This window comes from Paenibacillus brasilensis, from assembly GCF_009363115.1.
GTDB lineage: Bacteria > Bacillota > Bacilli > Paenibacillales > Paenibacillaceae > Paenibacillus > Paenibacillus brasilensis.
Map to the genome: position 1 here is coordinate 1240696 of NZ_CP045298.1, position 14641 is coordinate 1255336.

The 14641-nt window shown below is 43.4% G+C and carries 12 protein-coding genes and 1 pseudogene; 3 read left to right on the plus strand and 10 right to left on the minus strand.

The genetic code is table 11. The annotated features are described in order from the left end of the window. Positions 1-116: 116 nt before the first annotated feature. From GCU48_RS05765 to GCU48_RS05800, 8 genes and pseudogenes are all read right to left on the minus strand, one after another. Positions 117-1049 (minus strand): aldo/keto reductase, encoded by a 933-nt coding sequence (locus GCU48_RS05765; protein WP_152379380.1) that lies wholly within the window; start codon positions 1047-1049, stop codon positions 117-119. A gap of 96 nt (positions 1050-1145) precedes the next feature. Then, a complete protein-coding gene (locus GCU48_RS05770; RefSeq protein WP_025719988.1) occupies positions 1146-1835 on the minus strand; it encodes a DNA alkylation repair protein in 690 nt (229 codons plus the stop codon). A 25-nt stretch (positions 1836-1860) separates the two neighbouring features. Beyond that, a complete protein-coding gene (locus tag GCU48_RS05775) occupies positions 1861-2478 on the minus strand; it encodes a DNA-3-methyladenine glycosylase family protein (protein WP_152379381.1) in 618 nt (205 codons plus the stop codon). Between the two features lie 13 nt (positions 2479-2491). After that, positions 2492-3319, minus strand: coding sequence for an SPL family radical SAM protein (locus GCU48_RS05780; RefSeq protein WP_152382115.1), 828 nt, complete (start codon positions 3317-3319; stop codon positions 2492-2494). 2 nt (positions 3320-3321) lie between these two features. Then, positions 3322-3840 carry a methylated-DNA--[protein]-cysteine S-methyltransferase gene (locus tag GCU48_RS05785; RefSeq protein ID WP_152379382.1) on the minus strand — a complete coding sequence of 173 codons (519 nt, stop codon included), beginning with the start codon at positions 3838-3840 and terminating at the stop codon, positions 3322-3324. Continuing rightward, positions 3818-4426, minus strand: a complete 609-nt coding sequence (locus GCU48_RS05790) for a bifunctional transcriptional activator/DNA repair enzyme AdaA (protein WP_152379383.1) — start codon at positions 4424-4426, stop codon at positions 3818-3820. Before GCU48_RS05790 ends, GCU48_RS05785 begins: the two co-directional genes overlap by 23 nt. Before the next feature lie 136 nt (positions 4427-4562). Continuing rightward, positions 4563-5759: pseudogene (locus GCU48_RS05795) on the minus strand (alanine/glycine:cation symporter family protein); the annotation flags it as partial. A gap of 163 nt (positions 5760-5922) precedes the next feature. Beyond that, positions 5923-6924 (minus strand): acrylyl-CoA reductase family protein, encoded by a 1002-nt coding sequence (locus GCU48_RS05800; protein ID WP_152379384.1) that lies wholly within the window; start codon positions 6922-6924, stop codon positions 5923-5925. 118 nt (positions 6925-7042) lie between these two features. Between GCU48_RS05800 and GCU48_RS05805 the strand changes: the two genes are divergently transcribed. Then, positions 7043-8008 carry an FAD:protein FMN transferase gene (locus GCU48_RS05805; protein ID WP_152379385.1) on the plus strand — a complete coding sequence of 322 codons (966 nt, stop codon included), beginning with the start codon at positions 7043-7045 and terminating at the stop codon, positions 8006-8008. Between the two features lie 91 nt (positions 8009-8099). Here the strand turns inward: GCU48_RS05805 and GCU48_RS05810 are convergent, their stop codons facing one another. After that, on the minus strand, positions 8100-11114 hold the full coding sequence (locus tag GCU48_RS05810) for a flavocytochrome c (protein WP_152379386.1): 3015 nt from the start codon (positions 11112-11114) through the stop codon (positions 8100-8102). A gap of 356 nt (positions 11115-11470) precedes the next feature. Continuing rightward, entirely contained in the window at positions 11471-11911 is a 441-nt protein-coding gene (locus tag GCU48_RS05815; RefSeq protein ID WP_152379387.1) for a DMT family transporter, read from the minus strand. A gap of 164 nt (positions 11912-12075) precedes the next feature. On the opposite strand from GCU48_RS05815, the gene GCU48_RS05820 reads away from it, so the two are divergent. Both GCU48_RS05820 and GCU48_RS05825 read left to right on the plus strand, forming a co-directional pair. After that, positions 12076-12696, plus strand: coding sequence for a TetR/AcrR family transcriptional regulator (locus tag GCU48_RS05820; RefSeq protein WP_152379388.1), 621 nt, complete (start codon positions 12076-12078; stop codon positions 12694-12696). Between the two features lie 433 nt (positions 12697-13129). Next, on the plus strand, positions 13130-14467 hold the full coding sequence (locus tag GCU48_RS05825; protein ID WP_208811961.1) for a CoA transferase: 1338 nt from the start codon (positions 13130-13132) through the stop codon (positions 14465-14467). Positions 14468-14641: the final 174 nt, after the last annotated feature.

Below are 14641 nucleotides of genomic sequence, written 5' to 3' on the forward strand. Positions count from 1 at the left end.
ATGAACTTACCCTACAAGAATATGCGAACGACACACAAAAAAGAAGCCGCCCGTCCGGCAGCTCCTGTGATGGAAAAATATATGCTTGCTGAGAATGTTAATAAGAGTCCAGCCTGTTATTTGAAAATGTGATCAATCTTGTCGATATCTGCCTGACTCAGTTGGACATTCAATGTTTTCAAATTCTCCAGCACCTGCTCCGGCTTTTTCGCCCCTGGAATGAGGGCATCAATCGAGTCGCGCGTCAAATACCATGCGAGCACAACATGAGCCACCTCAGCATGTAATGCATTGGCAATCTGCCGCACCTGCTCCACCTTTTCCAGATTGCGGACAAATGTTTCTCCCTGGAACAATGGATTGTTCACTCTAATATCCGTGAAGGTTGTATCCTTCGTATATTTCCCACCCAGCAAGCCGGCTGCCAACGGGAAATAAGGCACGAATGAAATGCCATTAGCCTTGGTGTAAGGCAGCAGTTCCTTTTCCGCTTCACGTTGGAGCAAATTATATTCGGATTGAAGCACATCTACATAGCCGTCGCTATTGGCATTCTTCAGCTGTTCAATGGAGAAATTAGATACGCCAATCGCTTTAATCTTACCCTCGTCCTTGAGCTTTTTCAGTTCTCCGACCGCTTCTGCCTTCGGCGTTGTTTCGTCCGGGAAATGAATATAAAACAAATCAATATAATCCGTTTGCAATCTTTTCAGACTGGATTCGACTGAGTTACGCAAAAATGCCGGTGAGTTGTCAAAAACAACCTGTCCATTCACAAATTTGTGTGCTCCCTTGGTCGCTATCACCACTTCATCACGATTACCACGTTCTTTCAATACCTCACCAATCAACCGTTCCGAGTGTTCAGGTCCGTAAAAAAAAGCCGTATCCAGAAAATTGATGCCGTTATCCAAAGCTGTGCGAACGACCTCTTTGCCCGTTTCGTCGTTCAGACCGGAAAAAAGATTATGTCCTCCCACTGCATTTGCACCCAAACCGATTGGTTTTACATATAAATCTGTTTTGCCAATACGCACTTGCTCTGCCAATTCACGTCATCTCCTTTTCGAAAGTTACTTCCATTTTAATATTAGATTCCAGAAAAAGCAAAGTGCGTATCCGACTGCTGCTCCTATCCTTTAATCCTATTTTCTTTTTCGCTTCATATTACGAATGATCGTTTTGGTTGCCTGATCCACCCGGTATGATTCTGTGATCTTTTGCAGTGCTTTATTGAACGTAAAATCATCCAATGTACTGTTTTGCAAGTAATTCATCGTAATCTCCGGCAGCTTGATAAAACAGATGGATATCGCCCATGCTACCGCCATTTGTACATAATAATCCTCACGATGTGTCTGATCCAGTAATTCAAGCACCTGGTTAATATACGGTTCCTCAATATAAAAATTGAGAAGCATGACCACGCCAAACCGGATTTCATACTCTTTCTTGGAGAATAAATAGGGCTGTATAAACTCCCATACCCGTTCCTTATGGTTTTTCGTAAACTTCAATCCGGCACAAAAGCTGTCGCATACTGACCAATTGTCAATTTTAGGAACAAACGTGGTAACATAACTTAACGCTTCCTCTATATCCGTTTTCACATAGCCAATAACCATACCTTGCAGCATCACTTCTTCAAAATATTCACTTTCAGCAGTTTTCAGGTAAAGACGCCAATCTTCTTTAGCAATATCCTGAGCCAGCTTACGCAGCACAGGAAGACGTACGCCCAGTACATTATCAATGGTCGGAAGCAATGCAGCCGTGAATTTCTGAAAGTCCGTATCTACGTATGACAGTATTTGTTCTCTGATTGTTTTTTCCAATAATCTCCGCTCCCTGATCCTTAAACTAACGAAATGAAATGCTCCACAAGTAAATCGAGGCTACCGACCCATAGGGCGAATAAACTCTTCTATACTCCTCGAACTGATCCTTGGTAAGCGTATCCAGATTGTACAGCTTCATCATTCCCCGCCGAATAGCGATATCGCCCCAACTGACGACGTCTGGACGCTCCATACAATGAATCAGCATCATTTCAGCCGTCCAAGGGCCTATCCCCTGCAGCGAGGACAGCTTTTGGATCACCTGCGTATCGGAGAGTTCATATAATTCCTGTAAATCCAGTAAGCCCTGCTCTATCGTTTGGGCTATGTTCAGGATACATATGGCCTTTTTCATGGTTATGCCACAGCTTTGAATATCCTGAGCGGCCTGGATGGCTATATTTTGTGAAGTCATCGCGCCTAACTTCTCCTGCATTCTTGCCCATATGGTTTCAACTGCCTTGGCAGAAATAAGCTGTCCAACAATGGCATGAACGAGCGCGGCGAACAGATCGGGAATGACCAACCGTTCCACCTTACCCATTTGCGACATGGCTGCACCAAGTATGGGATCGGCGTTTTGTAAATAATGGATTTCCTTTTGCCCATAGTCAAAGTTTTTGGTCATTACGGTTTGCATCGGTTCCCCCTCTTCAACCCAAATCAGGTATAAATCCTTCCTTGCTCACGTAGAGCTGCTCTTCCCGGAAAACATGAAGAAAACGCTCATACACCGTCTTATAGGCGGCCGGGTGATACCAGTCTTCCAGCCCCAATGACTCGTATAACGCACCGATATTTAAGCTTCGTGTCCGCCTTCCCCCACTGCCGTCTCCCATAAAGTAATCATCAATACAGACACGGTTGACCAGAGGCAAAAGCTTATCGGCAAAATGCTCACTGCTTGGAAGCATCGGAGCGATTGTGGCCTGTGCCGGTACTCCTGCTTCCTTTAACAGCTGCAATGTTTTAAAACGGGCCTGAATGGGAGGCGCATCCGGTGTGAAATGCTTGCGGATATCTTCGCGATCTGTTTCAATCGTCATGCTCACCCGTACGCGGCCTTCTAATCGGTGCAGCAAATCAATATCCCGCCGTACCAGTGGACTGCGCGTCTGCACAAACAGGAAATCCGGCGGATCTTCCACCATCACCTTCAGTAATGAACGGGTCACCTCTTCCTTGTACTCGACAGGTTGGTAAGGGTCTGTGCTGGATGACATAAAAATCGTGACTTTCCCCTTCGATTTGGCCCTGCGAAGCTCTTTGCTAAAAATATCTGCAGCCTGATTTTTGATATCTACCCAAGTCCCCCAAGCCTCCTTCCGGAACGTGGAGACTGGCAACTGGCGCACATAGCAATACGAGCAGCCAAAGGTACAGCCTGTATACGGGTTCAACGAGTGTGTATACCCTGACAGGAAGCCTGTCCCTTTATTCAGAAGCGTCTTGGGATTTTTGTAAAAATACTTATTTTTCATCATTAGCCTTGTTCAAGCTGCAAAAGCTTTACCTTCATGTCCAAACCGCCACGATATCCGGTCAAAGCCCCATTTTTGCCGATAACCCGGTGGCATGGAATGGTAATCAAAATCGGATTAGCACCGATAGCAGCTCCCACCGCACGAACAGAGGCAGGCTTTTGGATCGCATGGGCAATGTCTGAATAGGATTGTGTCTCCCCATACGGAATATTACACAGGGCGTTCCAAACCGCCATTTGGAATGCAGTCCCCTGAAAGTCAAAAGGAATGGTAAAGCTTGTACGCTCTCCTTGGAGATATTCAATCAGCTCCTTGGCGTAGGGCTGTAAGGACGCAACGTCCTCGACTAAAGAACTGCCGGGAAACCGATTCTCTGCCCATGAAATCAATTCAGCTACAGGTTGATTGGGCGAGCCTACATAACATAATCCTCCAGATGTAGCTGCAATATATAAATTCCAATCCTCATGGGTCAACAATGACCAATAGATTGTCTTATTCGTTTTTTGATTTGCCATACTGTATACCTCCATTTTGTGCTTGTTTGGATTGGAGCTGACGATATTGCAAAGGAGTGCAGCCCATGTTCTTTTTAAATAACGTAATAAAGTAAGGAGTATTGGACAAACCTACGCTCTTCCCTACCTCCGCCACGGACTTATCCGAGCCAATGAGCTGCTTCTTCGCTTGCTCCAATCGGGTTTTCTGAATGTATTCCATTGGGGTTTTATGCATAATCCGCTTGAAGGTACGGTGTAAATGATACGGGCTTCCATGACTCATCTCAGCAAGAATGTGCAATGTCAAATTTTCCATATAGTGAGAATTCACATATTCTGTAACCCATACTATCCATTCATGATCAGGCAAACGTTGTCCTGTTGGTTTGCACCTTTTGCATGGTCGAAACTGTTCCGCCAAAGCCTGCTCTGCTGTTTTAAATAAACGAATGTTTTCTCTTTTGGGAGGGCGGGATTTGCAGGAGGGACGACAAAATATTCCTGTTGTCTTCACGGCGTACCAAAATACGCCGTCATAAGACTTGTCATTTTCCACAATAGCTCTCCACTTGTCGTCAGTTATAGACAAATTGGATATTGCCATTAAAATCACCTCTCTCGTGCAATGTGGCCTCCACATATCTATGTCTAAATTATAAACCAAATGGTGAACATATGTACCCCTTTTGGAATGTAAAGGCAAGATAACGAAAAAAGATGACTCCAATGGAGCCACCTTTGACTTGTTTTAGGATGAACATGGGCCATTTGGCCTTATGGTCGGAAACGAGATATGCCATATTTGTTTCAGCGATATAATAATAAGAGATAATGGTTGTGAACGCGAAAAAGAACAATGTAATCGCCAGCAGACTGGAGCCGAAGCCCGGAAATACCGACTCAATAGCAGCTTGCGTATATTGGGTCCCCTCTTCAACACCGGGAAGATTTTGCACAATAAAATGACCGCCGGGTCCCTTTACGTTGTACATACCTGTAAACAAAACCATAAAAGCCGTAGACGTACAGACCAAAAAGGTATCTACGTACACAGAAAATGCCTGAACCAGCCCCTGTTTTGCCGGATGGGAGACTTCCGCAGCGGCCGCGGGATGCGCACCAGAGCCTTGACCGGCTTCGTTAGAATAAATCCCCCGCTTTACGCCCCAAGCAATAGCCGTTCCTACCATACCGCCGAACACAGAATCCACACCAAAGGCACTGCGAAAAATCAGCGAAAATACTTCGGGCAACGCAGTAATATTCGTCATCATAATATAGAAAGAAACGAGAATGTAGCCGAGTGCCATAAACGGAATGACAACCTGAGCGACATTGGCAATCCTTTTTACACCGCCAAAAATAATAAGCGCCAGCAAAATGACCAATAGAACCCCTGAGACTTTCATATTCATTCCAAACGAACTATGGAATGCTACGGCAATTGAGTTCGATTGGGTTCCCGGCAAAAGCAAACACATAGCCACCAACGCGACAACCGCAAAAATGACGGCAAACCATTTTAAGCCTGTTCCTTTTTCGATATAAAAGGCTGGGCCGCCACGGTACAGACCATCGCGCTTTACCTTATATATTTGAGCCAGTGTGGATTCAACAAAGGCTGTAGCCGATCCGATAAAAGCCATGACCCACATCCAAAATATCGCCCCCGGTCCGCCCATGCCGATAGCCAAGGCAATACCTGCTATATTACCCGTCCCTACACGACCCGATAGCGCCATTGTAAAAGCCTGAAAGGAGGATACACCTGCCTCGGAACTCTTTCTTTTGAATACCAAAAGGATCATTTCTTTAAGATGCCTGATTTGAAGGAAGCGAGTCATAATTGAAAATAACAATCCTACTCCCAAACAGACATACACCACTGGATTACTCCAGATGATGCCATTCACTGTCTCTATCCACTTCTCTAGCATTCCTTGCAATTCCCCCCGCTAAATCGATTGCTTTCTAGTCTTTGTTTACATAAAATTTTCATAATTACAAAAAATTATATAGCATGATCACGGGAACAAATCAAGGGCAATTACATATGGTTTGATTTGGAAAATACCGGTCATCAATTTTTTCAATTATGGTTTATAAATCTTGAGACACATGCACCAGAATGCGACCAAGAGTTTTAGATTTCAAAATATCGGAAAACGCCTCAGGCAGTTCCTGCAGAGATACCTCACGATCCACCAGCGTTTCCAACCGCTCCGGTTTTAAATCTTGCGCCATGAGTTTCCATAAGTTGGTTCTTCGTTCTGCAGAGCAGTAAACGGAGTCGATACCTAAAAGATTAACTCTACGTAAGATGAACGGCAGAACAGTTGTCGGCACTTCTGTCCCTCCTGTCAAGCCACTAACAGCAACGGAACCTCCATACTCGATTTTGCTCAAAATAGTAGCGAGCATATTACCGCCTACAGAGTCAACAGCAGCTTGCCATTGCTGTTTATTGAGCGGCTTGCCGCTGTTTTCGACAACATCTTCGCGAGAGATAACATCGCTTGCTCCGAGCGATTTCAAATAATCAGTAGCATCCAATTTCCCTGTGCTGGCGACTACTTGATAGCCTTTCTTATGCAGCATGGACACAGCTGCACCGCCAACACCACCAGTTGCTCCCGTAACCAAAATCTTTCCTTTGTCGGGTGATACTCCATTATCCTCCAGACGCATAATGGATAAAGCCGCAGTAAAACCAGCCGTTCCGTAAATCATGGCTTCTTTTAATGTCAATCCAGCTGGAAGGGGCACAATCCAATCTGCTGGAATACGCGCATATTCGCTAAATCCACCGTAGTGTGATACACCTACTTCGTAACCGGTGACCAAAACCTGCTGTCCCTCTTGAAATCTAGGGTCAGAGGAGGAAACTACGTAACCTGACAAATCAATACCTGGTATGAAAGGATACGACCGAACAATTTTTCCTTCCGGAATACTTGCCAAACCATCTTTATAATTTACACTGGAATATGCTACTTTTATCAAAACTTCTCCTGCAGGCAATTGCTCGAATGAAACTTTTTTGACACCGACTGAGAATGTGTCGTTTTTTTCAACAACTAATGCTTGAAACGTTGCAGTCATAAAATCGTCTCCTTTGTATAAATTGCATTAACTTAGTTATACAAAATTTATTCTGACCGGTCAACTTTTATTTGTAGTATAATAAGACTAGACACATAGAAAGGAACCGATTTCGGAAATGAACAAACACTCAAAATGCTTTCAAATGATGGGGACAATTATTAATTTGTGCATTTATCATGAAGATGGGGATTACTTGCTAAATCAAGCTCTAAATATATTAAGAAAATTTGAATCTCGTTATACCATCAACAAAACTTACTCTGAACTGATTGAAGTAAATCAAAACTCTGGCATTCAAGCTGTAACAGTTGGTGAAGATTTATACGATTTAGTTAAATTAGGAAAAGAGGTAAGTATTAATTCTGATGGTATTTTTAATATTGCTATTGGTCCTTTAGTAAAGTTATGGAATATTGGATTTAAAAATGCAAGGTTACCCAGCAAAGAAGAAGTTCGTGATTGTTTATCACTAATAAATCCCCAAAAAATTGAACTGAACGATTCCCAACACTCCATTTATTTAATGGAAAAAGGTATGGTTATTGATTTAGGCGCTATTGCTAAAGGATATTTTGCTGATCAACTAAAAAGATACTTTATTGAACACGGAGTTAAAAATGGGCTTATTGATTTAGGCGGTAATGTCCTATCCATCGGATCTTCACCGGTACAGAGAGATGGTTATTGGCATGTAGGCATTCAAAATCCCTTCAAAAGTAGAGGGAATATTATTGGAGCTGTACTAACTAAGGATCGATCCGTGGTCACTTCAGGTATCTACGAACGTTACTTTCATCAAGAAAATAATAAGTATCACCATATCCTTGATTCAAAAACTGGTTATCCATTAGAGAATGACATTGCAAGCGTAACAATCATCTCCGACAATTCTGTTGCCGGCGAGATTTGGACAACGCTGGGATTTGCCGATTCAGCCAATATAAGCATAAAACGATTGAATGCCGAAAAAAATATTGAAGGAATTATCATAGCAAAAGACGGAAAAATGTTTGTCACTTCGGGATTAATAGCTGATCATTCAGTTGATACTGAGCAGGCTTCTAAATTTTTGTATATTTAGTGTCTGATGAATCATCCTTTCAAAAAGATAAACCGCAAAGCAGCCTGACCAGGATTAGCTGCTTACGCGGTTTGTTTTGTATTGAATGAGTTTATTTTAAATCTGCCGCATTTTCACCGGCAATACGCCCATACGTAAAGATATCAATTAAAGCGTTCCCTCCGAGACGATTCCCGGCATGTATCCCGCCAGCAACTTCGCCAGCAGCATATAACCCAGGAATAACATCTCCATCCTTATTAATGACATGAGCTGCTGTATCAATTTTCAGCCCGCCCATAGTATGATGGACAGCCGGCTTCCGTGGCGTTGCATAGAAAGGAGCCTTTTCAACTTTTAAATCAAAGGCGCTTTTATGAAATTCCGGATCATGACCAAAATCGACATATTGATTATACCTCTTGATCGTCTCGACCAGAGCCTCACCAGGCACGCCAATTTGAACGGCCAGCTCTTCCAGCGTATCTGCTTGATAGATAACGCCTTCCTGTATTTCACGCTCTATTTTCTCATCAGAAGTGTTGGCCGCTGTCTTGCGGATTTGTTCATCGGCAATCATGTAGACCAATCCGCCATGATCTATGAAAGCTTTTGACAAAACATCTCTGCTTTCGCATTCGTCCACAAAACGTTTACCCTCGTGATTAACAAAGACAAAATTGGCTGGTGGAACAATCAGTCCTGTCAGCAAAGCCCCTGACTTTGGATCAGAAACAGGCATTAGTTGGGCAAAGCCCATACCAACCAAATCAGCACCAACTTCTTCCCCCATCCGTATCCCATCCCCCGTAATAGCCGGAGAATTTGTCGTTTTAATTTCAGCAGGGATATCCTCCCAATAGGTATTGTATTGTTGAAGCATTTTTATATTGGCGCCAAAACCGCCGGATGTTAAAACCACAGCATTATTTACATGCAGAATCACTTTTGTTCCATTTGATTTGCTAGCTTCAACGCCCACTACTTTTCCAGCTTCAACGATTAAGTGTTCGGCCTTGGTATCGGTCATGATTCGTCCATTTTTTTCAACTACATTTCTCTGCAATACCTCAATAAATTCAGCACCTTTGGGCCGTTTTGGCTTGTGACTGCGACGCCATAATGCTCCGACAGGGATGTCAACAACGCTTGTGTTGAAGTCAACGCCCTTATCGGATAACCAGTTCACAGACTCCATGGCGCGATTCGTTAAATTTTCCACCAGATCGTATTGACCACTTATTGTATTTCCTTTTAAATCCGTTCGTTTCCCACCAAGGTAGGTTTGGATTCGATGCAATTCTACTGAATCAAACAAGTAATTGCGACCTTGTTCTACGTCAGCCAAATAGCTCGCGATTTGTTGCTGCAGCACTTTGAAATCACCTAAATATCGTCCGTTGAACTCAGAATAAGGGGTGTTAGCCAATGCTGCTAATGTTTCTTTTTCGCCGTCCAGACTTGGAAAAGTTTTTTGCCATTCAGGTTGCGCAGCATTCACCCAACCGCCAGTACGAACCGTATTTCCACCAATGGCTGGAAATTTCTCTAACAAAACAACAGATTTTCCTTTGTCCAAAGCCGCCACAGCTGCGCTTAGTCCAGCACCACCTCCGCCTACAATAACAATATCCGCCATTTCTTCAATGACTTCATCTGAGTGCTCAACAGCAGGTTTTGGTCGGTAACGTAATACTTCAGAATTTCCACCAGCTTTGTTTACTGCTTCGGCAACGCCATCAATCACCCCCTGACTGGTTACAGTAGCTCCAGAAATCACATCCACATTTAAGGTTTGTCCATCAACAATCAATTGCGGCAATCGTTCAAAGGCAGGGTTCGCAATTCCTTCTGATTCTTGACGGTCATCAACCACGATACTCATAATTTTATCTTCAGAAAAAGTCACTTCCATAGGTAAACTACCATTGTGTCCCCGAGCCGATACGAAATAAGTACCCGGAACAAAACTTACTTTGACATTTTGCAGTTCTTTCATGCGTTGGCGCTTTCGCTCTTCTTCTTGACTGTCAATGATCAAACCATCCATAATATCCCATAAAGGTGCCGGGATTTTCAGTTTCTCCCGCTCAGTAATATCAGCATAAATCTTACATTCTTCATTATTTCTTACTTTCGTAGCCCATGCAGGTTCAACCAAATAAGCCTTTCCAAGGCTAACTACATCATACCCATCCTCTAATGCTTTTTCTGCATCAGCTTTCTGATGAATACCCCCAACTCCATAAACAGGTATTTTAGCCAGATTTGCAGTTTGTTGTTTACGATACTTATGAATTAATAATTCTTTGTCTTCTGTATCTACAATAGATGATCTTTGCCAGTTATTCATAGAGAAATGGAAATAATCAGGAGTGTAGGCTGCTAAGGTATTTAATAGATACATTGTATCTGCAAAGCGAATACCCGGTTCTTCAATTTCTTCGGGCGAAAAGCGATACCCAATAATAAAATTGTCAGCCCGCATTTCTTTTACTACTTTTTGAACCTCTTCCAATACAGCAATCGGAAATGCCGTGCGTTTTTCACGACTACCGCCCCACTTATCCTGACGACGATTGGAATGTGGTGAAAAGAATTGCTGGATTAAGTACGTGTTTGCTCCATGGATCTCCACACCATCAAATCCGGCCACGATCGCCCGTTTCGTTGCAGCTCCAAAACGATAGATCATCTCCTCAATTTCTTCAGCAGACATTTCCAACGGAGTAACCGCTCCATCGCGCAGCGCCGCTACCGAACTTGCGGAAATAGGCTGGGCTCCGCCATTAAGTTCCGGACTTCCCATTCGGCCTGCATGATAGATTTGCAGGATAGCCTTGGATCCTTTTTCCTGAATCGCACTCGAAAGCTTACTTAACCCTTCGATTTTAGCATCGGTATCAACACCGAGGGCTCCGTGAAAACCACGCCCATGATTCTCAACAAACGCGCTTTCTACAATGATTGCCGCAGCATCCCCTGAGCGCAGTTCATAATACTCTATCATTTCATTCGTCACCCGACCGTCGTAAAACGCTGATTGAATCGTCATCGGCGACATGACTATACGATTTTTTAAAACAGCCCCATGATGTAACGTTAAGGTACTAAACAAATTACTCATATAAATCCTCCTCGAAAATAGTTTGTACATGATTTCATAACTCTGGATTGTGAAAAAAATCACGTAAATTTCAAAAAAAATAATATCTAAACTTCTCTTATGAAACATTCAATCACCATTACGACCGAACACTCTTTCCTTCTGGGATACGTTTGAAACGTCGCAGTCATAAAATAATCATCTCCTTATGTATGAAATTGCTTCAACTCATTTATACAAAATATATTCTGACTGGTCAACTTTTTTTGTGAATACTTAACGAAGCATAACCCTATTGGGTCAGCAAAAAAGAGCTAAGAAATAAGTTTTTCTTAACTCTAGATAATATATTTATGCCTTAGGCCAGTCATTAAAATTCAAAATTTTTGAACCAAAATGATTCCTCCAATCACCAAAAGCGCTCCTAATAATCGAGGAAAGCTCAGAGCATGCGTATGTGCACCAATTAAACCAAAGTGATCAATTAAAATGGAGGCCACTACTTGCCCTGCCAGAATATATCCAACTGTTGCAGCCGCGCCTATTCTAGGCATAAGTATAGTGGTTGCCAGCACATAGGAAGCGCCCAACAATCCTCCTGTCCACATCCACCAAGGTGCTTCAAACCATTCTTTCTTAATATAAATTCCTTTTCCAAATAACGATACGATGATTAAAGCCACGGCTCCAACCATAAATGAAATAGCAGAAGCTATAATTGGCGAGCCCACTACAGTTCTTAATTGTGCATTAACGCTAAATTGGGTGGGGAGAGCCATCCCTGCCAATATTGCAAATAACATTAATAAAATAGCCATACATAATCTATCTCCTTATAAAAATTAAAGTAGTATCTCCTTCTTATACAGCAATTATTCTGACTGGTCAATATTTTTTCAGCTCAATGAAGTGAGCATGATGAATGTTCGAAATTTTGTGATATACTTAGATTATATTCAATACAGGAGTTTCTGGAGGTTGTATGGTTCGCTATAAAAAATCTGAAGAAAAACAAAAAATGATCCTTTATGCTGCCTTTCAAGCGGTTTCTGAGCTTGGATTTGATTCCGTAACGCTTCAGGTTATCGCTGATTATGCAAAGGTGAGTAAAGGAGTTGTTCATTATTATTTCGAGAGTAAAGAAACGGTTCTTATTGAACTGTTGAAATGGCTAACAGCGAAAATTTATAAAAAGGAATGTGCTTCTATAGAGCTTGAAAAATCCGCCGTCAAGAAGCTTCATGCGTATATCAGCTCTGCATTTGTTTCTCCCGAGAAGAATCGCACATTTTATCGGGTGTATTTGGACTTTCTAGCCAAAGCAAGCCGAAATCCGGTTTATCGTGAAATTAATCAACAGTTTTATGATAATTGCAACGCTATAGGGAAGGAAATCATCCAATTGGGCCAAAAGGAAGGGATTTTTGATATAAATCTCTCTGCTGAGCAGACAGCTCCGAAGATTCGTGCAGTTATTGACGGCTACCTGATCCAATGGCTAATGATGGATCGGGATGATCTTCATAAGTTCTATCGGGAAGCATGTCTGCAAACAGTCATAAGCATGCTGAACAATTCCAGTTTCTTTGAACTAAGGAAGTAAAATTCTCCCCCCTTGAGCCTCCCTCTCATACGGAGCAATCCGAGGAGGAAAATTAAAATCACAGAAGAACAAGCACTTTAAAAACGCTCGAACCTTTTAGGTCGATAAGAGCGTTTTTCTTTTTATCCGCTTTAATCAGTAACTATAAAAATTCTGAATTCCGTAGTATTTAATAACTTGCTTCACCCTAAAAAATGTTGACCGGACAGAATATTTATTGTATAAAAAGAGAGTTTGAGGATTTTTTAAGATACACTCTCCTACTGCCTTTATTTCAACATCATTTTACTGAGAAATCCATTATTCAAGCAATATTTTAGGGAGTGAGCAATATGAGCAATAGACTGGGAAAGACCGGTGCATTCTCGGAACTGATGGCAATTCGTTCTGGTGATAAGCTTGACCCAAACGAGGTTTTTCTGGTAAAAATCCGTTGTTTAAATCCCCCTTTCGTATCGGTGAGACGCTGGCCGATGCATTAGCAGCAAGAGCCGTTGCCGCTAATGATCTGTGGCAACTTCGCATGGGCCGACGGCAAACCATCAATGTTGATGTGAGAGCTGCTGCCGCAACATGTCTGGGCGGTGAAGACATGACGCTCATACGTGATGCAGATGGACAGTATCGTCCTGCCCCGATCTCGGAATCTGTAGAGCATATGGTCGCTTTAACCCAGCCTTGGCAGACAGCAGATCATCGCTGGTTTGTGCCACACTTCAACCTCCCGCATCTTGAGCGTCGGGTCTTGGATGTGTTGAAATGTGAAAATACGCCGGAGTCCGTTGCTCAGGCCGTACGTCGCTGGAAGGCAGACGACCTTGAAGAGGCTTTGGCGGCCGTAAACGCATGTGGCGGGGTTGTTCGCACGCCGGAAGAATGGCTGGCACATCCTCATGGGGCCTACTTGGCATCGCGTCCCGTAGTAGAGATTACAAAAATTGCTGACAGCGCCCCAGAACCGCTTCCTCCTGGAGCTCAGCCATTATCCGGAGTGAGAGTATTGGATTTAACCCGCATTTTGGCTGGGCCGACGGCGGGAATCGGAATGGCTGAGCACGGTGCGGATGTTCTAATGGTCACCGCTCCTCATCTACCTCAGGTGCCTCCTTTCGTCCGCGACACTAGTCACGGCAAACGTAGTTGCTTCCTTGATTTTAATCTTGCTGATGAAGCGGCCCAACTTAGAGATTTAGTACGGGAAGCTGATGTGTTCATTGAGGGATATCGCCCACACCGTCTCGAAGCTCATGGCTTTGGAGCCGATGATCTAGTAAAACTGCGTCCGGGATTGGTATACGTAAGCGTGAACTGTTATGGTTCTGGCGGACCATTTGCTTCGCGCGCTGGTTGGGATCAGGTCGCTCAGGCGGTGACTGGGGTAAGTTTTACGCAGGGAATTGCGGATAAGGCCGGTCAACCTAAGTTGACACCCGTATACTTGTGTGACTTCCTTACTGGATTTCTCGCAAGTTTTGGAGCCATGATTGCGTTGGCACGTCGTGCCCGTGAGGGAGGAAGCTATCGAGTACAGGTTTCGCTGTGCCAATCCGCAATGCTCCTTCAAAGACAGGGATTGCTGGAGAACTTTGAACACGCCCCAGGCCGGCTGTCCGATGCAGAGTTTGAATCTTATGCAGTATGCGACAATAATACAATCTACGGCGATCTGAAGAGTTTAGGCCCAGTAATCCGTATGTCGGAAACTCCTCCGCGCTGGTCTAATACAACGCCCGAGCTTGGCAGTGACAAGGCTGAATGGTTGCCACGATAAAGACACTTTCCCCACTGAAAGTGAAAATAACGGTTGCTTGCTGCAGGATTTTGTCCTTCAGCAGCCGCCAATTCTTGTTACCGTTCGGTTTCAATTTGTGGCTTAAACAGACAAACTTCCTTCACCACTTTTAAGTAGTAAAGGAGGTTTTTTTACTTAATAAGCACAGATTCA